Genomic DNA, 23,901 nt, shown 5'->3' on the forward strand with positions numbered 1-23,901 from the left:
AATATCTATCAATCGGTAGATGAAAAATGGGGGCGGGTTTCCGCCAAAAAGCGCGGAAAGTAGCCATAAGTGCGCCAAAAATACAGACGAAGACTCAAAACTTCAGGGCTTAGCCTTGCCTTATCAGCCTTCATGATGGCCGGAATGATTCCGGCCAACGCAGCTCCGGTAACTCCCGTAGAGCCAGTGGTTGTCTCGGAAACCGCGACACAAACCCAGCCCACCGTCGTTACGGCCCAGGATAGTGGCCCGTCGTTCCCGGCTCCGACCACGTCTCCTTTTGCCGACGTCTCCACGTCCCAGCAGTTCTACGCCGAAATGGCGTGGTTGGCTGGCGCGGGCGTCAGTACTGGATGGTCCGAGGCCAATGGGTCGAAGACCTACAGGGCCTTGCAGGCGGTCAACAGAGACGCGATGGCGGCCTTCATGTATAGGCTCTCCGGCAGTCCAGGATTCGTTCCTCCGGCTGAGTCACCTTTCGCTGATGTGTCCACGTCCCAGCAGTTCTACAAAGAGATGGCGTGGCTGGCGTCCAAAGGCATCAGCACCGGCTGGACCGAAGCAGACGGTTTCACCAAAACCTACAGGGAACTACAGCCTGTAAATCGAGACGCCATGGCTGCGTTCTTGTACCGTCTGGCGGGCAGCCCCGATTACGTCGCGCCGGCAGTCTCGCCGTTCGCCGACGTCGCCACCTCCCAGCAGTTCTACAAGGAAATGGCATGGCTTGCCTCTACAGGCATCAGCACCGGTTGGACCGAAGCCAATGGCTCGAAGACGTACCGGGCGCTGCAGGCCGTAAACCGTGATGCCATGGCAGCGTTCATGTACCGCTTTCACCTGAACACAAGCCCGCTGACCATTGCGAGCGACCACTTGATGGATGGCATCGCCGGAGTCAGATACCTCGAACAGCTCACGGGGGCCGGCGGATTCGGCTCCTTGGTGTGGAATGCCACCGGCCTTCCCCAAGGTGTCACTCTTTCACCATCCGGTGTGCTGTCCGGTTCTCCAGCGGCCACAGGCGACTATCCGGTCATCGTCACAGCCACTGATGATTCCGGAATGACGCTATCGCGGACCCTGAGCCTGAACGTACCGGAAGCCGCACCCGAGGAATGCGTGGGCAAGCCCTGCGAGATCCTGGTGCCCCAGGAAAACACGGTTCACATCCCGGGGGACAACATCGTCGCCATCAACAGGGATCCTGAATCGAACGACATCACCTCCGTGGAGCTTACGGCCATCGATGTGGCCGTGGGCCAGGTACTGACACTCGACCCTTGGGCCAATCTCGAATCCGGTGCAATCCTCAACGTCAACGACGTCCAGATGACGGCTGAAGGGACGCTCCTGGTGTCGGTCTCCGCGACCAACCTTTCCGCGGCCTACTCCGAGGGCACCGTTCACTTCACGGATGAAGCAGCAGTAGCCACTTCCCTCGGAGAATCTGAAGCGCTCTCCACGCCCTTCGCTGCAAAGGAACCAGTCCCGGCACCGAAGAAAATTCAGTGTGAGGGTGGAGCGACCGCGGACCTCAAGGGCCTCTCTGTCACGCCGGATATGAAACCTTCGCTCTATGCCGATTGGAAGCCCTTCTTTGGGGGTCTTCACCAACTGCAGGCAAACATCGAAGGCTCCATCACAGTGAACCTGGGAGCGGCTGTTTCCGGGGAAGGTGTCTGTACAGTGGCGGGTCCCGAGGTCAAGGTGACCGTCCCCTCAGGCGCCGGTGCCATCGTCATGGTGGCCCAGCCGTCCCTGACGTTTGAAGTCAACGGCAAGCTGGACCTCAGCACTTCCGTGACCCTCAAATGCGGTTCGTCTTACCAGTGGCGGGACGGTCAGGAAAGCCGCGCCGCTACGTGTGGCACTGAGCACGAGCCGCTGGGCCTTTCCAGCGATTCGGGCATCGAAGCGACCCTCACGGGCGCAATCGATACACGCGTCACTTGGGTGGAGATCGTCGGAATTACCGGCCAGATTAATGCGTCCGTATCTGCCGCTTACCACCCAACCGAAGACCCCATGGCAGAGCTCAAGGGCCGGGTTGGATTTGAACTTGGTGCCTGCCTTATCTGCTTCTTCGACGGCGGTCCCAACGTGACCATCTACTCCGGCACGATCTACGAAAAGACCATCGCCTCCTGGTCCACGAAGCCCCCGGCACCGGGCGCTCCCGACGCAGAGGTGCCCCCGACGGTTGCACCACTGAAGGTGCTGTCTACTTCACTTCCCAGCGCGACTGTTGGGAAGGCATACAAGATAGGCCTCGCTGCCAAGGGCGGGACTCTGCCTTACACCTGGACGATTTCTCAAGGGACGCTTCCTTCGGGGCTCGCTCTGAATTCCGGAACCGGCATAGTTTCGGGTGTCCCCACTGCGGTGGCAACTGCCGAGATCACCGTTACAGCCACGGACAAGCAGGGCGTTGTTGCATCAGCTCCGTTGACCTTGGTTGTGAACCCCACCCCGCCACGCGGGGACAAGGTCCTCGTATACGCCGATGGTGACGAAGGGTTTGGCATAGCGAACGTCGCCAAAACTCTCCGCGACGCCGGTGCAGAGGTTGTGGAAGCGACCTCCCTCCCTGCTGACCTGAGCGGCTACAAGTCAATTTGGAACCCGTCACGCTACGGATGGAGCGATGCGGACGAGCGCCGTGTTGCCGGCTACGTAGCTGATGGTGGAGCGGCCTACCTCACTGGGGAGCGTCCATGTTGCGAGGCTCTGAATGCCAGCGTTCAGAATGTCCTCCGCCAGGTACTCACCGACCAGAACGTTGTGGTGGGCCAGATGGGCGATGTGCAGGGAACCTTCTCGTTCAATCCTGCCGCCAGCAACGAAATCACGAAAGTGCCCAACGTGCTCACCACTTTTGACCCCGATGCACCCGGAGCCATCAGCGGAATGGATGGTGTGGACGCCCGGAACGTCTTCGCTCGAAGTGAAAGTGTGGCCATCGGAGGCGTCTGGGCTGAAGGGGATATGAAGACCGGACGAGGACGCGTTGTTGTTCTGATGGACATCAATTACCTCGAGTACGACGCTAGAACGCCGATCATTCAAAACATCCAGCACTTCCTGTCCAAGACTCCCTGATTCACTACAGAGCGGCCGGCCTTGTAATACCAAGGCCGGCCGTTTTGTGCTGTTACGGGTTATTCGTGCCGCCACCATCCGCTTTGGGCCAAGAGAGTTTTTTGAAAGCGTAATGTGAGTCCGCAATTCCCCTTTCTGTTGCTTCGCTTGGGATGGATGCCGTGTAGTTAGCTTTCTGAGTGTTTTCTGGGTGTCGCCGGTCTGTGGGGGTTGCGGTGTTTCGTCGTGGTGTGGCGTGGTTGGTTGCTGTGGTGTTGTTTGTGGTGGCGCCGGGGTTGTTGGTGTTGCCGGCGGCGGTGGCTGCGGATCCGGTGGTGGAGAACGTGGTGACGTTCTCTGACGTCCTAACGGAGTCGCAGTTCGCGACGGAGATTTCGTGGTTGGCGGCGTCTGGTATTTCCACGGGCTGGGATGCCGGCGGGGTGCGGCAGTATCGTCCGTTGGAGTCCATTGCCCGGGACGCGATGGCGGCCTTCCTGTACCGTCATGCCGGGTCACCGTCGTTCAACGCTCCTGCGGTGTCTCCGTTCACGGATGTCCCGGCCGGGGCTGCGTTTTATAAGGAGATCACCTGGCTGGCTTCGGAGGGCATTTCCACGGGCTGGGATGTCGGGCCCGGGAAGCGGGAGTACCGTCCGTTGTCCCCGATCGCCCGTGATGCGATGGCCGCGTTCCTCTACCGGTATGCGGACAAGCCGGCGTTCACGGCCCCGGCGGTGTCTCCCTTCGTGGATGTTCCGGCTGGTGGCGGGTTCTATGCGGAGATCACCTGGCTGTCAGCGTCGGGCATTTCCACCGGCTGGGATGTCGGTAACGGGGTCCGTGAGTACCGGCCGTTGAACGGGATCGCCCGTGATGCGATGGCTGCGTTCCTTTACCGGTACGCGGGCCAGAAAGCACCCGCTGACCCGGAGAACCCTGCGGCCGGGACGGTCACGGTGGCCCCCGACGTCGAGGTCCTTGAACCATCCCAACTCGAAACCGCGCTGGTGAGTGCGGACACGGTGGTGCTTCCTTCGGATCAGGCGCTGGAGATCAAACCCAATGACGTGCTGGTCTCCGGTGTCACCACCGGAACCCCGGACGGGTTGCTGGTCCGGGCGGTCCAGGTAGTCCGCGACCCGGGCGGAAACACCCTGGTCAAAACCAAACCCGCCACCCTCCCCGAAGCCGTGGTCTCCACCGGCGGGCTGCTCGAAGTGAGCGGCACCCCGGTGAGGTCAGAGTTCATCCCCGAACCCGACGTCGTGGTTGAACCCGATGCGGCACCGACCGCAACAAGGCCGGACATGGCCCAACCATTCGCGGAAGCCTCAGCGGATATCTATTCAAGGTCATTCGCGTGGAAGAAGACGTTTAAATCCGAGTCGAAGTGGCCCAACTTGACCGGCACCGGATCCATGACAGTTGAGTCGGCCATCAAGGCATCAGCGAAAGCCAAGATGACGCTCGAGACAGGGTTTTTGAGTCTGAAGGAAGCCTCGGTGGTGGTGACGCCGTCCACGAGCGCGTCCCACTCGATCAAGGTCGGAGGCACACTGAAGGGCGAAATCAGTGCCCCGCTCGGCGAGTTGAACTCGGTATTCACGTTCATGGCTGGGCCCGTACCGGTGGTGGTGAGCACGGAACTGGGAGTTGCCGCCAACCTCACTGTTGAAGGGGAAGCTCAGATCGCCTTCAGTTCTTCCCAGACCGTCTCAAATGACCATGGTTTCAAGTACCGTGATGGTTCCTTCAATCTGATCAACACCAAACCAAGCTCAAATGGAGTAGAAAACACCGTCAAAGCCTCAGCCTCGCTTACCGCGAAAGCCTCTTTGGACTTTGATGCCAAGGTCAAGCTCTACGGCATCGTCGGCATCACTTTTGGTGCAGGCCCATTTGTCTCCGCTGCGATAGAAGTGACAAACTCCGGAGAAGGTTTCCAGTGGTCCTGCCCGATAGAGCTGGGCTTTGCTGCAAGGCTCGGCATTGCGGCGGGCATCAACATCATGGGCATCAACTTGGGTGAATGGACCGACACCACCACGACGGGCTGGACACTCCACGTGGCCAACCCTTGTGAGGGCAAACCCGTGGTGGCCCCGGAACCCGACCCGGAGCCCACGCCCACCCCGACGCCAACACCCACGCCAACCTCAACCTCGACCCCGGGGACGATCGATCTGGTGCACCTGACTCCAGCGGGAACGCCTGGTTCTGGTATGCCGTTCGCTCCGGTCGTTTCAGCAGACGGTCGATACGTAGCCTTCGTCTCCGCTTCTGCTGATCTGGTACCCGGAATGGATAGTAATGACCAGGAGGATTTGTTTGTTCGTGACATGGTGACAGGGGCAGTGCGGCTTGTTTCAGCCACGCCCGCAGGAAATGCAGCCAACGCATGGTCCCATGAACCCTCAATTTCCGGCGACGGACGATACGTGGCCTTCACTTCCAGTGCGTCCAACCTGGTAGCCGGAGACACCAACGGCGTCGACGATGTATTCATTCGTGATCTAGAAGCTGGCATTACAAGGCTGGTATCTGTGACGCCCAATGGAGCAACAGGGAGCGGGCGGTCTTACCAGGCTTCTGTATCCGCTGACGGTCGCTTTGTTGCATTTACTTCGAATGTTGGATCTTTAGTGAGCGGAGACGCCAACAACTCAGTGGACGTTTTCGCCCGCGACATGAACCTTGGCTCCACCGTTCTGGTTTCTGCCACCTCTGCAGGTACGGTCGGAAATGGCAGCTCGTCGGGTGCAAACATTTCGGCTGACGGGCGTCACGTAGCCTTTAGCTCGACCGTTTCCGGCATCACCCCACACGCAACAAACAAGATTGGCAACTTGTTTGTGCGCAATCTGGCCACGCAGACCACGCAACTCGTCTCCGTCTCCACTGACGGCGTCCCAGGGGACAACCTCTCACACAGCCCTTCGTTGTCCGCGGACGGTCGATTCATTGCGTTCGGTTCCTACGCGTCCAATCTGGTCCCGGGAAAGTCTGGAGGTGCGAATGGTGTGTTGTTGCGGGACATGACGACTGGCACTACCAGCCTTGTTTCAGTTCCCCCATCAGGGAGTCAGGGAAATGAGTGGTCGCATAGTCCATCGATCTCGTGGGATGGTCGCTTTGTCTCATTCATCTCGATCGGGACCGACATGGTCACCGGCGAGGTGCGCGAGGCTGAAGATGTTTATGTCCGCGACATAAATGCGGGGATCACGAAATTGGTGAGCGTCACGCCGTCCGGTGCTTCCCTCGACGAGTGGCACATCATGCAATCGATCTCAGCCAACGGGCGATTTGTGGTGTTTTCGGTGTTTGGGCAGGAACTTTTATCTCCCGGTCAGCCGATCGGCGTGGGCGTGTTCCGGTCGATGATCGGTTGACCCGAGTTCAAGCGGAGCCGCTGTGTTGAACTGCCCGCGACAAGACCCGGTACGCTGAAAGCTGCCCTTTTCGTCCTAACACCGGAGTGTCGTGCGAGTTGTAGTTCTGGGAGATATTGGTCAGCCCGTTTATCACGTGGGTGACGAAGCCATGACCCATGCCGTGGTGGACGAACTACGCGCCAGGGGAGTTTCTGACATTGTCCTGCTGTCCCGGGATCCGGAGCAGAGCACTCGAATTTTCGGGACTTCCTCGGTCAAGACACTGGAATTCCCGTGGCCTCCGCACCGGCGGGAGACGTACCTCCGTGAAATCCGTGCCATCCTCGCGGGCGACATGTCTGCCCTCCCCGCTGATGATCAGGTTCACGCGCTCATCGAGACCATGAAGACCTGCGACGGCGTGGTGATCGCCGGCGGTGGGAACATGACTTCCCCCTACGGTTGGCTGCTCTACGAGCGGGCAGCCGTGGGAGCCATTGCCAACGCCTTGGCTAAGCCGCTCGTCATTTCCGGACAGACCGTAGGGCCTGTCCTCACGGGGCCCGACTACGACACAGTGGTCGAGCTTTTCCGTTCAGCGACGCTCACCAGCGTCCGCGAGCAAACCTCGTGGGAACTGATGCGGAACGCGGACGTGCCCGCAGGCTTGACGCTCGACGACGCGAGCTTCTTTGAGGTGGACCACGCCCTTCCCGCCGCCCTCGAATTGGATCAGGTCACCTACAAGCCCCAACCGGGCCGACCATTCCTGGTAGCCACGTTCGCGCCCGGTACTGGCGCAATGGATAGGGACGCTTTCAACCAGCGCATCGCTGAGGTGCTGGACAGAATCGCCGACGCCGGGAACCTGGACGTTGTGATGATTCCGCACATGTCCCAACCGGGCGAGGCGGACATCGACATCGAAACCCACCAGGACATCCGGCAGAGGATGCGCACGGAGAACGTGGTGGTCTGCGGCCAGCTGTCCGCTGAGGAATCCGCGTCGCTGACAATGCAGGCCGCGTTTGTGGTGGCGAGCCGGTACCACCCGATTGTCTTCGCACTGTCAGCGGGCGTTCCTTGCCTGGGCATCGCGGTGGATTACTACGGCGAGGTCCGCATTGGCGGCGCACTGGCCAACTGGGGCCTCGGCCACACCATGCGTTCCCTGCGGCACCTGGCCACTCCGGAATTCGATACGTACGTAGATCAGTTGTGGGGCCGCCGCGACGACATCAGTGCCTACCTTAACCAACTCAGCCCGACGCAAGGTGACTTCCAGCGCGCCTGGTGGGACGCCGTCGTCGAAACCCTGAAGGGGGCCCGGCCAGAGGCGCCGGTCCTTGTCAGCCCGGAACCGACGTTCCTGGAACTCGCGTCCGGTGAGCATCCGTCCGTGGCCAAGCTGACGGCCAACAATGAACTGCACATCGGCCACCAGTCGGTTGAGCTCTTCGGCCTGACCCACGTCTTGGAAGACACCCGTGGAAGCCTCGGCGCAGTGGAAATGGAGCGGGACCAGCTGCGGGGCGAACTGAATGAACGCACGGAAGCGCTCGCGGCAAGGGAGTCCGAACGCGAGCAACTCCGGAGTGAGCTTCAGTCGCTGAAGTCCTCCTTGGTGGTACGTGCTGGCCGAAAGCTCAGGCTGCTCCGGCGATAAACCGGCAGGATGGTTCATGATGGAGCTCATGGGGGCACTTCATGAGCGGCATTGACGATCTCAATTCGGCGTCGAACGATCGCTGGGCTAAGGCACGCCGGCGAGCACAAGGTCTGGCGGACCACGGCGTTGGCGATGCCCTGAAGGTGTACTACACGCGCTACTTTCCTGCAGGCTTCATTCTTCTGACGGCAGTGGGGACGGTAGTCGCACGCTGGGCATTCGGTGATTCAGTCCGAAGCTGGGTCCAGTACGTCCTGTTCGGCAGCTTGCTGGCCTGCCTGGGTGCCTTCATTGGGGCTTTCGTTTACAACGCGAAGAGAATTTCCCCACGGATTGAGTCCGGGACCTTGGGCGTTCTGATTTCGTTGGAAAGCAGTGAACAGAAGTATATTCGGCGTCAGATCTCCGGCAGGGTTCCCCTGAATGACGAGCACCTCGTTGTGGCACGTGGCGCGGCGGTCCAACTGCGCAAGAACCTGGCTTTCCAAGTTTTGCTGTTACCGGTAAACACGCTGATCCTTTTGCCGCAGTGCATCAACTTCTCATTAGGGGAAGACACGGTGTTGGCGTTGATATTCGCGATTGCTGTGATCATTGGCGCAGTAGGGGCGGCTTTCACGATTCGCGAGTTCGTTCAGACGGGACGTTTTCTGGAATCCACGGCAGCAAAGATGCAGGACAATACGGACTCGGATTAAGGGCCCGAATCCGCCAGCCTTCCAGCGTTCGTACGGGTTCCGTGGGTAGAGTAGAGGCCTGAACATCGCCGGATTGCAGTGGATACGGAGCACGAATTGTCAGCTTGGCTAGAACTCGGACCGGACAACTACGTCTTGGAAACCGAGGGATCGTTACTCAACACCGGACTTGTGGTGGGCTCTGAGCTCGCCATGGTCATCGACACAGGCTGCGGTCCGCGCCAAGGCCGCGAGATCCTCGCGGCAGTCCGCGAAAAGACCCAGCTTCCGCTGGTCGTGGTGAACACCCACGCGCACTACGACCACTTCTTCGGCAACGCAGTATTTGCCGACGACGGCGTCACGGAGTTTTGGGCGCACGCCAACTGTGCGGCGACTATCGAACGCGACGCCGACAACCAGCGACGCTTCGTGGCCACCAACGAACCTGAGATGGCAGCGGGGGAGGGCGACGCCGTCGACATCGTTGTCCCCAACGCCTTGGTCCACGACCAGCCGGTCCTCGTTGACCTTGGCGGCATCACCGCCACCCTTTTCTACCTGGGCCGCGCGCACACCGACGGCGACCTCCTCGTTGGCACCAGCTCCACGCTGTACGTGGGGGACTTGGTTGAACAAGGTGCGCACCCGTCGTTCGAGGACTCCTATCCGGAGGAGTGGGCCGACGCGCTGCGGCACATCTCGGCCCTGCGCCACCGCTACGAGTTCCTGGTCCCGGGCCACGGCAAGCCCGTCAGTGATGAGTTCGTGAAGACCATGGCGGACACCATGAGCACCGCGGTCCGGCAGGCAACGCAGTCCATTCGCGACATGCCTTCCGACGCCACCAAGGCAATTCCCGTGCTGCCTTATGGACCGGAACAATCCCGTTGGTTTATCAAACGGCTTCAGGAAACCAATGCCCAGGGACGTTCATCATTGGGTACTCCGGACTTTGGACCCGGTAAAACGGGTTCCTACCCTTCTTAAACAAGGTTCCTTACAAATTTGTCATCTTGTTTACTCTCAGCCATGGACTAATGGCTTAGTCCCGTCCTAGGATGAAGGCGACCATTGGTTCGCGACTACCTGGGGGTGTCGAGATGAGGGGTTCACGCGTTTTCCCGCGTGCTACCAGCATTCTCCGCTCTGTCATGGTCGCGGGCGCCGGTACCGCAATCTGGATGGCCCTCTCCGCTTCGGCCGCGAGTGCTGACGCCGGAACTTCCGACAAAACCCTTTTGGGCAGTGTCGCGACCTCCAGCTCCGTCAACATCCCGGTGCCGAACGTACCCCTGCCGAACCTGGTCAAAGGATTAGTTCCAACCCAACAGATCAACGTTCATGTGCCGGCGGTGACACCCTTGGTGGAACATGTTGGTGGCACTGTTGATCACGTGGTTGCCGAGGCTCCGGTAGTCAACCAAGTGGTTCCTCCGAACACTGCCGGAACTGTGGTGAACACTGTTGTGGTTCCGGCCACGGACACCGTGGATCACACGGTCAACGTTGTTGTTCCGCCGGTAAATCAGGTGCTGGAACCCGCTCGATTGGAACCCGTTACAGACGCGGTAAACCCGATCGTGGAACCAATTGTCGGCGTTGTGGACAGCGTTTTGGCACCCGTCGAAGCAGTGGTTCCGCCGGTAACGGTCCCGCCTCTTACCGTCCCGCCCGTTACCGTGCCGCCCCTGGTCGTGACGCCTGTTGTTGACCCCGGGACCGCGCCGGTGGCCGGGATCCCGAGCATGCCAGGCAGTGACCTTTCAGTTGTCCCCGCTACGGCGGACGCCGGCGCCCTGGCGACTACCGGCGTCGTAAGTTCAACGGACGCAACGCTTCCTGAGCCCAGCAAACTGGACGTTCACGCGAACCATTCAGGGGTGGCCGCTGATGCTCCAGCGTTCCTGACACCTACCCGCAATTTTGGTCCTACAGGGATAACCGCGGTGCTCGGCGGCACCTCCTCAGCCGCCGATCCCGAGGCGCCCTCAAGGTTGCCCAATGACCCTGCGACTGCACCCGCAGGCCTCACGGGTGCCGGGTCCGGCAACTCCCAAAACGGTCCGCCCAGCCCGGCGGCCGCCTTCCTTCACGACGCACTGATCATTCCCGTAGACGCTCTTCCCGGCCTGGAATCGGCCGATGCTGAACAACATCCAAAGCCGGTATGCTTCGATCCCGGCTCCTCTCCTGACTAGTTCCCCAGCCAGCCGCGCAGCACTTCGCGGCAGACGGTCATTCGGGCGATCCGTCACTCGGACGTCCTTGGGAACAAGGCCTTCAGGAGAGAATCAAAATGAACACGACCATACGCAAGTGCCTCATTGGCACATGCTTTGCCGGGGGCATGATCGTCCTCAGCGCTACTGCGGCAAACGCCGCGGATACCACCAGCGGCAAGGACGGGCTCCTTTCCGGAACGCAGGTGGTAGCGCCAGTAACAGCGCCGGTCAGCCTCGGCGGAACATCACTTGGACTGTTGGGGGATTCAGCAGCTACGACGTCCGCGCCGGCACCTGCTGCAGGTTCAGGTTCCGCTGCAGCGCCGGCCGCCAGCACCAACGGCACCAACAGCATCGGCTCCGGAACGCAGGTAGTCGCTCCGGTGACGGTGCCCCTAAACCTGGGCTCGTCGTCAGTGGGTCTGCTGGGGGGCTCCACTGCGGCGAGCTCAGCCACACCTGCCGCTCCTGCAGCACCTGCTGCGGCGGCAAGTTCGACGCCGGTAGCCAGCACGAGTGGTTCCGACGGTATCGCTTCGGGAACCCAGGTTGTCGCACCGGTGACGATCCCCATCACGGTGGGGTCGACGTCGGCCGGTGTACTTGGCGACTCGGCTGCCACTTCGGCAGCACCAACACCAGCACCAGCACCAGCTCCTGCTCCGGCCCAAACGCCGGCGCAGGCAACGACGTCGGGGGGAGAGGGTATCGCGTCCGGCGCTCAGGTAGTGGCTCCGATTTCGGTCCCTGTTAACATCGGGGCCACTGCCGTGGGTGTTGGTGGGGACTCGTCCGCAATATCGGGTACTTCGGGTTCTTCCAGCTCGTCTGGTACTTCGGCTCCGGCTACGTCGGGTGCTTCCACTTCGGGTTCGGATGGTGTTGGTTCGGGGACTCAGGTAGTTGCTCCGATTACGGCTCCGCTGAACCTTGGTTCGACCTCGGCTGGTTTGTTGGGTGACTCTTCGGCCACGAACGCCGGCACCGGTTCTTCCGGTACTTCGGCTCCGGCTACGTCGGGTGCTTCCACTTCCGGTTCCGATGGGATCGGTTCGGGGACTCAGGTAGTTGCTCCGATTACTGCTCCGGTGAACGTTGGTTCCACCTCGGCTGGTTTGTTGGGTGAATCTTCGGCCACGAACACCGGCACTGGTACGTCCGGGACTTCGGCTCCGGCTACGTCGGGTGCTTCCACTTCGGGTTCGGATGGCATTGGTTCGGGGACTCAGGTAGTTGCTCCGATTACTGCTCCGGTGAACGTTGGTTCGACCTCGGCTGGTTTGTTGGGTGAATCTTCGGCCACGAACACCGGCACTGGTACGTCCGGGACTTCGGCTCCGGCTACGTCGGGTGCTTCCACTTCGGGTTCGGATGGCATTGGTTCGGGGACTCAGGTAGTTGCTCCGATTACTGCTCCGGTGAACGTTGGTTCCACCTCGGCTGGTTTGTTGGGCGAATCTTCGGCCACGAACACCGGCACTGGTACGTCCGGGACTTCGGCTCCGGCTACGTCGGGTGCTTCCACTTCGGGTTCGGATGGTGTTGGTTCGGGGACTCAGATAGTTGCTCCGATTACTGCTCCGGTGAACGTTGGTTCCACCTCGGCTGGTCTGTTGGGTGACTCTTCGGCCACGAACACCGGCACCACCGGCGGAACTGCTCCGACGGGTACGACGCCCGGCAGCACCACTTCAGGCAACGGAGGGCTTCTCTCCGGAACTCAGCTGGTTATCCCGATCACGGCTCCTGTCACCGTCGGTTCCACCTCTGTGGGAATCGGCGGTGGCTCAACCGGCGCCGTGACCCCGCCAGTTGTGAACCCGCCGGTCGTGAATCCTCCTGTTGTCACTCCTCCGGTTGTGAACCCGCCTGCCGTCAACCCGCCTGCTGGCGATGGCAGCCCTAGCGCTGGTGGAGAAACCGGCATCGACGCCCCCGTCGCGGGATCAAACAGCACGACTGTCGGCGTACAAGCCAGCACAGCTGTCGGCACTCAAGCCAGCACAGTCGTCGGCACCCGAGCCGGCACCATTGCAACCGCTGGTAACACCCAGGGTGCCTTGACCGCGGCAGTCTCCACCGCCGTCGGGAGCGCCAACACTTTGGCCAAGACGGGACTGAACGGAACTTGGGTTCTCTGGGCAGGTGCCATGCTGCTGATGGGGTTCCTGCTCGCAGCAGCAGGTCGCCGGAAGGCAGCAGCTAACCACCGCTAAGCCCGGGAAGTAATCTCACTTCGCATGTAGCTGTTGCGGCTCCGGCTTCCCGGAGCCGCAACAACTGCGACCAAGTAGCGGTCCGGAGCGCACCCGTACCCGCCGATCGCCCCTGTTACCTCTGGTGCGATTGGCGTGAAGTGGTGCGGGTCTGACCACGAGGGGGAGCGCCGGGCAAGGGGTGCGCAGCGCGGAAAGCGGTGCGAGCCAGCTAGGCGGGCTGGATCGCACCCGTACCCGCCGGTCGCCCCTGTTACCTCTGGTGCATTTGGCGTGAAGTGGTGCGGGTCTGACCACGAAGGGGAGCGCCGGGCAAGGGGTGCGCAGCGCGGAAAGCGGTGCGAGCCAGCTAGGCGGGCTGGATCGCACCCGTACCCGCCGGTCGCCCCTGTTACCTCTGGTGCATTTGGCGTGAAGTGGTGCGGGCCTGACCACGAAGGGGAGCGCCGGGCGGCAACGGGTGCGCAGCGCGGAAGCAGTGCGAGCCAGCCAGCTGGACTTGAGCGCACCCGTACCCGCCGATCGCCCCTGTTACCTCTGGTGCGATTGGCGGGAAGTGGTGCGGGCCTGACCATGAAGGGGAGCGCCCGGCGGCAAGGGGTGCGCAGCGCGGAAACCCATGCGAGCCAGCTCTCCCCGCCGACCACCCGGCGTCGACGGTCATAGGATGAAAGGGATGACCACCACCCAAGCAGACAAAAACTTCAGCCTCCGCAGCGTCGCGCTACCGGCATTCGGGCCAGCTGTGCTTTTCTGTCTCGGTGAGGGGGCTGTCCTCCCGGTCATTGCGCTCTCCGCCCGCGACCTCGGCGCATCGGTGGCGGTATCGGCGTTGATCGTGACGCTGATCGGTCTGGGTTCCTGGTTCTTCAATATCCCGGCGTCCATCATCACCGAGAAGTTCGGCGAACGGTGGTCGATCGTCGGAGCCGGTGCTGTAGGCGCGATCGCCCTCGGCGCGGCAGCCTTTGCACCGCAAATGGAACACGGACTTTGGCTGTTGGCCGCCTCCATGACCTTGGTGGGTATGTCTGCCAGCGTCTTCAACCTCGCTCGGCAAAAATTTCTGACCGAGGCCGTCCCTGTCATGTTCCGCGCTCGAGCCCTCTCGACCTTGGGCGGTGTCACCAGGATCGGCCTCTTCATCGGACCATTCGTCGGTGCCGGCGTGATGCAGTTCGCCGGAATCAGCGGCGCATACTGGGTGGGCTTCGGGGGCATGATGGCGGCCGCTGCATTGTCGCTCACCATCCCGGATCTGGTCGCCCCGAAAGCGGCCGACGGCGGTCCGCCACCTCCCGCGTCCACCTTGCGGAGCGTCGCGGTTTCCCATGCCGGAGTGTTCCTGACGGTCGGCTTCGGCATCCTCCTGCTGAGCGCGTTGCGTGCTTCGCGACAGGTGGTCATCCCGCTGTGGGCCGACCATCTGGGACTTGACGCCACCCACGCTTCGTTGATCTTCGGCTTGTCCGGGGCGATCGACATGCTGGTGTTCTACCCTGCCGGGAAGCTCATGGATAAGAAGGGGCGGCAATGGGTGGCCATCCCGTCCACTGTCATCATGGGGTCGGCCTTGATCTTGGTTCCGTTGACGGCCGGGTTCGTCCCCCTCCTCCTGGTCGCCTTGCTGATCGGTTTCGGCAATGGGATCAGTTCAGGGCTCATCATGACGCTGGGAGCTGACTTTTCGCCGGACAACGGGCGGAGTCACTTCCTGGGGATATGGCGATTCATGGCCGACTCCGGAGCCACAGGTGGACCTGTGCTGTTGTCCGCGTTGACGGCTGCAATCTCGTTGTCGGCGGGTATCTGGGCCACAGGTGTACTGGGGTTCGCAGCGGCAGTGGTGTTCGCCGTCGCAATTCCACGTCTGAAGCACCGGCGTAACTATTAGCTCGTTTTTGGGGTGGCTTCCAGACCTCTTTTGGCTGTCCAAGAGGGTTTCTGAAACCTAAAGAAGTTGGATTGCTGCTGTGTCCATCTTGAAGTGGGTCAAGCCGCCTCGCCCCAAACGATGGAAGACTCACAGGCAATTCGCAGGAAAGTCCAAACTGTGGCTAAACTCATGCTGGCCGCACTCTTGCGGCCATTTTTCCGCGCTCTTGGGGGCGTCTGAGCAGAGGGCGCTGTTTTTATGCAGATCCGACGGAGAGCCAGTGTGCGCTCTCAAGTAATTATTGCGGGCGTTATCGCCATGGTTGGAGCTGCCCTCCCGGCGCTCCCGGCCTCAGCGGATGAAACGCCGGCGCCTGCGCCGAGCGCAGCACCGCGGCCCATGTCCACCGACTCCTCGGTTCTCCCGACGGATCAATTCATCGTGAAGTTCAAGGAACGCGCAAGCATCCAATCACTGGATCGGAAGTCGTCCCTGAATCGCGCCGCTGGGACAATTGGTGTACCTGTCCAAGCCGTGCGCACCCTAACAACGGGTGAAGAAGTGGTGAAAACGGACAAGAAACTCGGTGCTGAAGAAGCCAATGAGCTGGTGTCCGCCCTGGCCGCTGACCCCAGCGTCGAGTACGCCGAACCCGACGTCATCATGCGGCCTTTCGCTTCGCCTCCAAATGACCCCTTGTACCCATACCAGTGGGCACACAGCAGCACCGACAGCGGCGGGATGCGTGTCCTCGGGGCGTGGGACGTTACCCGAGGGGCGGGAAGCGTGGTGGCGGTCATCGATACCGGCATCACAAACCACACGGACTTGAGCGCCAACATCTTGCCTGGCTTTGACATGATCCATGATCCCCTGGTTGCCGGTGACTCGAACGGACGCGATTCGAATCCTGCTGATGAGGGCGACGCCACCTACTACGGTGAGTGCGAGCCCGGATGGCCCGGATATTCTTCTTCGTGGCACGGGACACATGTGGCCGGCCTTGTGGCCGCTGTTGCAGGAAACAGCAAGGGCGTGGCAGGCGTGGCTCCCCAAGCGAAGGTTGTTCCGGTGCGTGCGCTGGGCATCTGTGGCGGATACGCCTCCGACATCGCAGACTCGATCGTGTGGGCGGCGGGCGGAACTGTGGCAGGAGCCCCAGTCAACGCGAATCCAGCGAACGTCATTAACTTGAGCCTCGGCGGCCTTGCGACTTGCTCCACCCTTTACCAAAAAGCCACAGACTTTGCCCGAAGCCAGGGCTCATCCGTGGTGGTGGCTGCAGGCAATGAGGGCATCGACGCATCAAAGGTCAGCCCCGCCAACTGCAAGAACGTGCTGGTGGTTGGTGCGAGCACCCGCAACGGACTCAAGGCGTCGTACTCCAACTTCGGCGTAAACGTGGATGTCGCAGCTCCCGGCGGAGACATGACGAGCGTCGGTACCGACGGAATTTTATCCACACTCAATGACGGCTGGGACACTCCTAACTCCGAGGACTACTACTTCATGGAGGGCAGTTCCATGGCCGCTCCCCAGGTAGCAGCAGTTGCAGCCATGATGTACTCGAAACTGCCTGCCCTGACGCCCGCTGATGTTGAGCAGAGGCTAAAGGCCTCCGCTCGGCCGATCAACGGCTGTGGCTGTGGCGCCGGTTTGGTTGACGCTAACGCCACTCTCACCAAGGTGGCTGCCGAGGCTGCGCCAATCACGGCGGGCACCCCCACAATTTCCGGTGAGGCTGCGGTAGGTAAGACGTTGACCGCTGCACCCGGTTACTGGGCCAACACGTATGAAGCCACTTGGAAGTATCAGTGGAACCGATGGGGAACACCCATCGCTGGCGCAACGGGCACCACGTACACGTTGACCGAGGATGACCACCAGGCCGCCATCACGGTCACTGTAACGGCAACCAAGAAGTTCGCACCGGCTGTCTCCGCAACGTCGGAACCTACGGCTCAGGTGGCTTCCGGAACTTTGTCGGGTGGCACGCCGGTCATCGTAGGCTCGGTCTACGAGGGAAGCACCCTGACCGCCAACCCGGGCACCTGGGGCCCGGCTCCCGTGGACTTGACCTATCGGTGGACCCGCAACAAACCAGGCACCACCGGAGAGCACGTATCCAGCGCGCCTACCTACACCCTGACGAGCGAAGACGTCGGCAACACCCTCTCCCTGCACGTCATGGGATCCAAAACCCCGTACTCGCTTCTGGAGATGTCCAGCCAGCCGACACCTGTTGTAGTTACCGCTGACAAGGCAGTCACCCCCGAAGCAGTGGCGTTCACCGAGGCTTCGTACATGGCCGACGATCGATACACGGTTCCGGAGTCAGAGACCGTGGATTACCAAGTTGGCGGCAAGACGCTCCAAGCCGGAACCTACTCCGCGCGAGGACAGGCCCACATCACGGCCGTTCCTAAGGGCGGCTATGCGGTTCTCAACGGAGCAACATCTGAGTGGAAGGCCTACTTCAGTGCAAAGGGGCCGGAATTTACGGCACCTGCTGTTTCACCCTTTAGGGACGTGCTGACCACTCAGCAGTTCTATAAGGAAATGTCTTGGCTCGCTGACCGGAAGATCTCTACCGGTTGGGTGGAGGCGGACAAATCCGTCTCGTATCGACCTGTGACTGCCATCAACCGTGACGCCATGGCGGCATTCCTGTACCGCATGGCCGGTTCGCCGGACTACACCCCTCCGGCGCAGTCCCCGTTCAAGGACGTTGCAACCACGCAGCAGTTCTACAAGGAGATGTCATGGTTGGCAGACCAGAAGATCTCCGAAGGGTGGACCGAGTGGGATGGTTCAAAGACTTATAGGCCTTTGACTCCGATTAATCGCGATGCCATGGCGGCTTTCCTGTACCGCCTGGTGAACAAGCCGGATTACACGGCGCCGGCAACTCCGCCCTTCAAGGACCTGAGCTCGAACCAACTCTTTTACAAGGAGATGGTCTGGATGAGCGTCACAGGGATTTCGACGGGTTGGAAGATCGCCGACGACAACTACTGGTACCAGCCAACGCAGCCCATCAACCGCGACGCCATGGCAGCATTCCTGTACCGCATGCCATAGCTGCTCGTTGAGGTCACTGCTTGGTGACCCTCTTTGAACCAACAACGGCCGCCGAACAACCTGATCAGGTTGTTCGGCGGCCGTTTGGCTTTCAAAGAAGTTCAGGAAGCCACGGATCCCGTCGAGAGAGTCCGCGGAGTCTTCCACGCCCGGTCCGGAACCTTGCCGGACACCAGAGCCACGGCGATCATCAGCAGCACGAGCCCCCACGTAGCATTCGTAACGTCCAGCGCCGACCTCATCACCACGAACGGCGGGATGATGGCCAGGACAGTTCCGGCAACGATGCGCCACATGGCCGGCCGTAGCGCGCCGGCAGCCAGCGCTGTGCTGGCGAGTTCCAGCCGGACCAGAGGGGTGGAAGCCAGCAGCACCAGTGCCCATGCCGCCACATAAAACAGGGGTCGGCTGAGCCACCACTCGGTGCCTGCGGGTTCCGGGAACGGCAGGCGAAGGACCAGCGCGATGCCAAACATTGCGATGATCAACGGCAAGTGCCACAGGTAGATGGTCATCGCCCGGCTACCCACCACGAACATCACCTTCTGCACCCAGCCGACGCGAACGCATCGCTGCAACACCCGATAGACGGCTTTCACCAAAAGAATGTGAGCCAGTCCCACCAGGATCAGCGGGTACATGGGCGGGTTTTGGCTGGTCAGCATGTCCACCGGATAGGGACCGGCATGCGTCAGCGGAAACATCGTGGCGTAGCAGCCACCAGCAGCCAGAACGAGCTTCCACTTGGCGAACCTGTCAAAGAAGCCGTCGGCGTAGAAAAACCCGAGCTGCTGCAGAAGTCCCCACACGAACACCATGTTCAGCAGACCGATCGGGTTCGAATCGAAGCCCCACGGATTGCGCTCCAAACCCAAACGAAGGACATCGACGACGACGGCGCCCGCAGCCAGCGCTGCGATGGTCCTGTAGGGCGCTGCCTCGTGAAACTTGGCCATAGTAGGAACCATGGCCTGGCAGATCAGGTACGCAGCGAGGAACCACAGCTGCACGCCAGCACCCGCAGCGATAACGGCGAGCAAATCAGCGGGGACGCCGGCTGCCGTCGCGCTCCACAACGCAACGGCGAGGAAGATGTAGAGGGCGACCGTGGGCCGGACCAGTCGCAGCACCCGGTTCCTGAGGTAGTCGCCGGCGTCGCCGCCCTTGCGTTGCAGGCTGCGCCATGACGTAAGCGAAGCAAAGCCGCCCACTACGAAGAAGAGCGGCATGACCTGGCCGAACCATGTCCCTTGGGCAAACCAGCTCAGGGATGTCAGGGGATTGCCCACACCGATGCCGGACTCGTCCACACTGATCCCCATCATGAGCAAGTGAACGGCGACGACGGCAAACATGCACGCGACGCGGATGAAGTCGACCACTAAATCGCGGGAAGCCGGGACGGCGAGGCCTTGAGCGTTGCTTCGGTGCGAGGCGGATCTGAGGGTAGATGACATGGGAGCTCCTGGGATTAGCCACTGTTAGTCCATCGATTGGAATAACTGTAACGCATGACGGACGGCCAGTCGACGTAATCCTCAGAAACCTTGCGGCATCCGGGTCAGGATGGGCATGGCCGGGCGTAGCCTTGAAGAGGGCCCCCGCCCCCGATCACCCGAGCGTTTCACCGGCGCGCATGGCGCATTCCATGAATCCACCTCCACCAATGAAGGGCAGTGCTGATCGTTGTGCACATCAAAGAATTTTGGGACCAGCTCTCACCGGACACCCAGCAGTGGCTCATCGACAATCCGGGAACCATGATTGTGCCCCGGACGGTCACTGCGATCATCAACAGTGAAACGGGGGAGAGCGATGGCGTCGACGGCCATGGTGGCACGCACCTCACGGATGAGGATCGGCACTTCATCCATGAGCAGGCGCGGGCGCGTGGATCTGCTCCTACGGAAGAGCCCAAGTTCTTCGACGCGGTAGGGCCCACGGACTAATTTCCCGGGACTGCGCGCCCTTTAGCGCCGACCGCCCCCGTAACCACTGGTGCGTGGGGCGCGTACGGGTGCGCCGCCGTCGTGTTTGTGGTGCGTGGGGCGCGTAGGGGTGCGCCGCCGTCGTGCCACTGGTGCGTGGGGCGCGTAGGGGTGCGCCGCCGTCGTGCCACTGGTGCGCCGGGCGCGAAGGGGTGCGCCGCCCCGGTAACCACTGGTGCGTGGGGCGCGAAGGGGTGCGCCGCCCCGGTAACCACTGGTGCGTGGGGCGCGAAGGGGTGCGCCGCCGTCGCAATCAGCGCGCTAGCCCTTACGTGCCGCCAGACCGAACAGCCACGTGCCGCCGAGTGCGGACAGGTATCCGGCGATCACAATGAAGGCGGACCCGGCCCAGAAGTAGTCAATGGTGCTGTCTGTGCTGAGGCCCGGCATGACTTGCAGCAGCGAGTAGGCCGCCACGAAGCCAGCGATCATGAGCGCCGCAACGGTGAGCCAGACCCACAGGCGCGACGCTGCCCAATGCTCGCCATACCCCTTCCATACATTCCAGCTGTTGCCGGTGCGGAGGATGAGCCAACCTGCCGGGAGCATGACGGCGGCCACCACCAGAAAAGCGGCAACGACGTCGGCAGGGCGGTGCCACTGATTGATGAGCGTGGAGACGCCGGTGGCCACTGCGAATGTGCTGCCGAGGAAGCCTGCCAAGGGACGCCAGCGGGGCGAAACCATGAGGAACACTGCAGCCGCAGCTGATGCGGCCAGGGTGGTATGTCCGGAGGGGAGTGAGTTCAGTTCCAGGGTCTGGACGCCGCGGTCGGGCCTGTCCGGAATGAGGAGCTTGAGGATCTGCGTGGCCGCGTTGGCGGCGATGCATGCTGCGACTGCGATTCCGGCGGCGGTCCAGCGTCGACGGGCGACAGTGACGAACAGGACCATGATCGCGGCGATGGCCAGCGAGAGCATGGGAAGCATGTCCAGGAATTCGGTGGAGGCTCTGCCGGCTGTTCCGCCCAACACGGTGGCTTCGACCAGTGCGGACTCATCGATGAACTGGCCCGCGGTGGTGCGCACAAAGAAGTAGTACGTTGCAGCCAGTCCAATGGCGCTGGCGATCGTTGCGAGGCAGAAGAGGAGGCCGGTGCCGGCGCCTGCCGGGCGTCCTTGAAGCGGCCGTTTGCTCGACCTCCCGCTGGTGCGGAATTGCTGGGAACTCATTCTGACTAGACTGCCACAGTTCTCTGGACGGCTCGTGTGAGTCTCCCTTGAGCGTGGCGGGTCTTGGTGAGACGTCGGCAACATTCCTGTGACGCTTGACACGTGTTAGGCCGCAGGTTTAGGCTTCCTAACACGTGTTAGGGAAGGGAAATCTACATGTCGGGAACCAATGGGGCTTTGCGCGAATTCACACGTAGAAGTGCCCTCACAGCCCTCGGCGTCGGAATTGTTGGAGTCACCGCGGCGTCGTGGCCCCGCCTGACCGGGTCCGACATTCCGGGCCGGGGAGACAACAGCCTCAGCATCGCCATCATGGGCACCGCCGCGGACGCCGCAGCCCGTCAGAAGGTCATTGACGCTTTCGCTAAAGTCCACCCCGAAATCAAGGTTAAGGTTCAGGCGATCCAGGCCGTGGACTGGAAGGACTTCTTCACCAAGATCCTCACCATGGTTGCAGCAGGGACCCCACCGGACGTGGTGTACGTGGCAACGGAAGGCGCCCAACTCTTCGCCGAGAAACTGGCCCACCCGCTGGACGAGTACCTGCGCCGCGACGCAGACCATATGAAGGAATACTTCGAGGACGTCCACCCCAGCCTGGTTGAAGCGTTCATGTACAAAGGCAGCCTGTTCCAGCTCCCCATCGACTGGAACGCAGCCAACATGTACTACAACACCGCATCGCTCCGCTCGGCAGGCCTGGAAAGGCCCTCCGATAACTGGACGCACACGGACTTCCGCAGCACACTCGCCGCGATGAAGAAGGCCAAGCCGGCCGACTTCACCCCTTACTACTGGACCAACCGTCTCTTCGGCGGAGTGGTGCCGTGGCTGTACGCGAACGAAACCAGCTTCCTCAAGGAAACCAAGTCCCCGGGCGGCGACTGGCTGTGGGACGGCTTCTACGCCAACGACCCCACCCGCAACCTCCGCTCCGGCGGCTACCAGTGGCTCGAACCCAACGCCGATGATCCCCGCGTCTTCGAATCCTTCGACTACCTCCGCGGACTCGTGAAGGACGGGCTGGGTGTCCGGCCGGAGGAAGGCGGCGGCAGCGCGCTGATCGGCCTCTTCGCCTCCAACAGGATAGGCACGACGCCGGCAGGCGGCTATTGGGTGCAAGGCCTCCACGAGGCGGGGATGACAGAGAACGATTTCGACGTGCAGTTCTTCCCGAAATGGCGGACCCAGCGCCACCAGTTCGGCACGGCAGGCTACGCGATCATGAAGACCGCCAAGGATAAGGACGCAGCCTGGGAATGGGTGAAGTTCAGCTCCAGCCGGGAAGCCATGCAGATCGTGTTCCCCACGCCGAACACCACGCCTGCCCGGCGCTCCATGGTCAACGAGCAGCTCTACGCAGGAACCGGCCCGCGGAACTGGAAGGTCTTCTACGACACCCTGGACAAGTTCCCCACCACAGGTCCCATTCCAGCACCACCCCAGCAGGCCGCCGTCGAAACCGCCCTGATGAAAAACGTAAGCCTGGCCGTCAGTGGTGACGAGCGGCAACTCAAGGACGCCCTCAGTTCCATGCAGCGCGACCTTGAACTGGCCTTGAGGAGGCAGCCATGAGCACCGCAACCAGTACACCTACGGGGACGGGCAGCGAGCCGGGCCGCCGCCAGGCAGCCCACAAGAATGGACAGGGCGCCAAGCGCGGACGCATGCAACAACGGTGGCTGCCCTGGGCCTTCCTGGCGCCGACCATCGTGGGCATGGGTATCTTTACCCTGCTGCCGATCGTCGCGTCCATCGCGCTCGCATTCTTCCGTTGGGACATCATCTCAGCGCCAACGTTCGTGGGCTTCGACAACTTCGCTGAGGTAGTCCAGGACCCCACCGTCCGGGTGTCGTTCCTCAACACCATCGTTTTCGTGGTGGTAGCAGTTGCCCTCCAGCTCGGCCTGGCGCTGGGCCTGGCCATCATGGTGCAGGAGAAGCTCCCGGCGTGGCTTAGGGTTTTCTTCCGCTCAGCATTCTTCTTCCCGTTGATCCTGTCCGCGGCATCGGTATCGATCTTCATGCGGTACCTCTTCAACGAACAATTCGGCGTCGTGAACTGGTTGCTGTCCCTTGTTGGCATCCCAGCGGTTCCGTGGCTGACGACGCCGACTGGCTCGGCCGCCGTCGTGATTCTTGTCTATGTGTGGCAGAACTTCGGGTTCTCGTTCCTGCTGTTCATCGGCGGGCTTGCCTCTATTCCCGTGGAGACGTACGAGGCCGCGTCGATCGACGGCGCGACGGGTTGGCGGAAGCACTGGTTCGTCACCTTGCCGCTGCTGAGCCCCACAACACTGGTGGCCTCGGTCATGGCGATCATCAACGCGCTGCAAGTGTTCGACCAGCCCTACGTTCTCACCCGCGGTGGACCCGGCGACTCGACACGCACGGCCGTGATGGTGATCTTCGAGTCCGCGTTCCAGCGCCTCGAGTTCGGCCAGGCCTCGGCGATCGGCGTGATCCTGACGCTCATCATCATGGCCATCACAGCCGCGCAATTCCGGCTCAGCAAACGATTCGTCTTCTACCAGTAAG

14 protein-coding genes are annotated in these 23,901 nt (G+C 61.6%); 12 read left to right on the forward strand and 2 right to left on the reverse strand.

All coding sequences use genetic code 11. The features are described 5' to 3' along the window. The first annotated feature begins 132 nt into the window (after positions 1-132). From M1D89_RS07605 to M1D89_RS07645, 9 genes are all read left to right on the forward strand, one after another. Positions 133-3,102, forward strand: a complete 2,970-nt coding sequence (locus M1D89_RS07605) for an Ig domain-containing protein (RefSeq protein ID WP_498649491.1) — start codon at positions 133-135, stop codon at positions 3,100-3,102. Positions 3,103-3,317: 215 nt separating this feature from the next. Continuing rightward, the gene (locus tag M1D89_RS07610; RefSeq protein ID WP_498649493.1) at positions 3,318-6,476 is read left to right on the forward strand and encodes an S-layer homology domain-containing protein; all 3,159 of its coding nucleotides are present in this window, start codon (positions 3,318-3,320) and stop codon (positions 6,474-6,476) included. 91 nt (positions 6,477-6,567) lie between these two features. After that, positions 6,568-8,124, forward strand: coding sequence for a polysaccharide pyruvyl transferase family protein (locus M1D89_RS07615; protein WP_498649494.1), 1,557 nt, complete (start codon positions 6,568-6,570; stop codon positions 8,122-8,124). A gap of 41 nt (positions 8,125-8,165) precedes the next feature. Beyond that, positions 8,166-8,825 carry a hypothetical protein gene (locus tag M1D89_RS07620; RefSeq protein ID WP_498649496.1) on the forward strand — a complete coding sequence of 220 codons (660 nt, stop codon included), beginning with the start codon at positions 8,166-8,168 and terminating at the stop codon, positions 8,823-8,825. Between the two features lie 96 nt (positions 8,826-8,921). Beyond that, a complete protein-coding gene (locus tag M1D89_RS07625; RefSeq protein ID WP_498649498.1) occupies positions 8,922-9,794 on the forward strand; it encodes an MBL fold metallo-hydrolase in 873 nt (290 codons plus the stop codon). A 113-nt stretch (positions 9,795-9,907) separates the two neighbouring features. Continuing rightward, a complete protein-coding gene (locus M1D89_RS07630) occupies positions 9,908-11,005 on the forward strand; it encodes a hypothetical protein (protein WP_498649499.1) in 1,098 nt (365 codons plus the stop codon). Positions 11,006-11,103: 98 nt separating this feature from the next. Continuing rightward, positions 11,104-13,245, forward strand: a complete 2,142-nt coding sequence (locus tag M1D89_RS07635; RefSeq protein ID WP_498649501.1) for a beta strand repeat-containing protein — start codon at positions 11,104-11,106, stop codon at positions 13,243-13,245. A gap of 676 nt (positions 13,246-13,921) precedes the next feature. Then, positions 13,922-15,139 carry an MFS transporter gene (locus tag M1D89_RS07640; protein ID WP_498649502.1) on the forward strand — a complete coding sequence of 406 codons (1,218 nt, stop codon included), beginning with the start codon at positions 13,922-13,924 and terminating at the stop codon, positions 15,137-15,139. Positions 15,140-15,379: 240 nt separating this feature from the next. Further along, positions 15,380-18,202, forward strand: coding sequence for a S8 family serine peptidase (locus tag M1D89_RS07645; RefSeq protein WP_498649503.1), 2,823 nt, complete (start codon positions 15,380-15,382; stop codon positions 18,200-18,202). A gap of 101 nt (positions 18,203-18,303) precedes the next feature. On the opposite strand, the gene M1D89_RS07650 is transcribed toward M1D89_RS07645, so the two are convergent. Continuing rightward, on the reverse strand, positions 18,304-19,659 hold the full coding sequence (locus M1D89_RS07650) for an acyltransferase family protein (RefSeq protein WP_498649504.1): 1,356 nt from the start codon (positions 19,657-19,659) through the stop codon (positions 18,304-18,306). 219 nt (positions 19,660-19,878) lie between these two features. On the opposite strand from M1D89_RS07650, the gene M1D89_RS07655 reads away from it, so the two are divergent. Then, positions 19,879-20,151, forward strand: a complete 273-nt coding sequence (locus M1D89_RS07655; protein ID WP_498649506.1) for a hypothetical protein — start codon at positions 19,879-19,881, stop codon at positions 20,149-20,151. A 300-nt stretch (positions 20,152-20,451) separates the two neighbouring features. Here the strand turns inward: M1D89_RS07655 and M1D89_RS07660 are convergent, their stop codons facing one another. Then, the gene (locus tag M1D89_RS07660) at positions 20,452-21,465 is read right to left on the reverse strand and encodes a phosphatase PAP2 family protein (protein WP_498649507.1); all 1,014 of its coding nucleotides are present in this window, start codon (positions 21,463-21,465) and stop codon (positions 20,452-20,454) included. A gap of 54 nt (positions 21,466-21,519) precedes the next feature. Between M1D89_RS07660 and M1D89_RS07665 the strand changes: the two genes are divergently transcribed. Together M1D89_RS07665 and M1D89_RS07670 are read left to right on the forward strand one after the other, a co-directional pair. Next, positions 21,520-22,938 carry an extracellular solute-binding protein gene (locus tag M1D89_RS07665; protein WP_017197179.1) on the forward strand — a complete coding sequence of 473 codons (1,419 nt, stop codon included), beginning with the start codon at positions 21,520-21,522 and terminating at the stop codon, positions 22,936-22,938. Beyond that, a complete protein-coding gene (locus M1D89_RS07670; RefSeq protein WP_498649508.1) occupies positions 22,935-23,900 on the forward strand; it encodes a carbohydrate ABC transporter permease in 966 nt (321 codons plus the stop codon). Before M1D89_RS07665 ends, M1D89_RS07670 begins: the two co-directional genes overlap by 4 nt. The last annotated feature ends 1 nt before the right edge of the window (position 23,901 follow it).

This window comes from Arthrobacter sp. D3-18 (assembly GCF_054408525.1).

Coding starts and splice junctions, on each gene's coding strand:
- M1D89_RS07605 (WP_498649491.1), top strand. CDS start 133: ATGATGGCCGGAATGATTCCGGCCAACGCAGCTCCGGTAACTCCCGTA.
- M1D89_RS07620 (WP_498649496.1), top strand. CDS start 8,166: ATGAGCGGCATTGACGATCTCAATTCGGCGTCGAACGATCGCTGGGCT.
- M1D89_RS07630 (WP_498649499.1), top strand. CDS start 9,908: ATGAGGGGTTCACGCGTTTTCCCGCGTGCTACCAGCATTCTCCGCTCT.
- M1D89_RS07635 (WP_498649501.1), top strand. CDS start 11,104: ATGAACACGACCATACGCAAGTGCCTCATTGGCACATGCTTTGCCGGG.
- M1D89_RS07640 (WP_498649502.1), top strand. CDS start 13,922: ATGACCACCACCCAAGCAGACAAAAACTTCAGCCTCCGCAGCGTCGCG.
- M1D89_RS07645 (WP_498649503.1), top strand. CDS start 15,380: ATGCAGATCCGACGGAGAGCCAGTGTGCGCTCTCAAGTAATTATTGCG.
- M1D89_RS07650 (WP_498649504.1), bottom strand. CDS start 19,659: ATGTCATCTACCCTCAGATCCGCCTCGCACCGAAGCAACGCTCAAGGC.
- M1D89_RS07665 (WP_017197179.1), top strand. CDS start 21,520: ATGTCGGGAACCAATGGGGCTTTGCGCGAATTCACACGTAGAAGTGCC.
- M1D89_RS07670 (WP_498649508.1), top strand. CDS start 22,935: ATGAGCACCGCAACCAGTACACCTACGGGGACGGGCAGCGAGCCGGGC.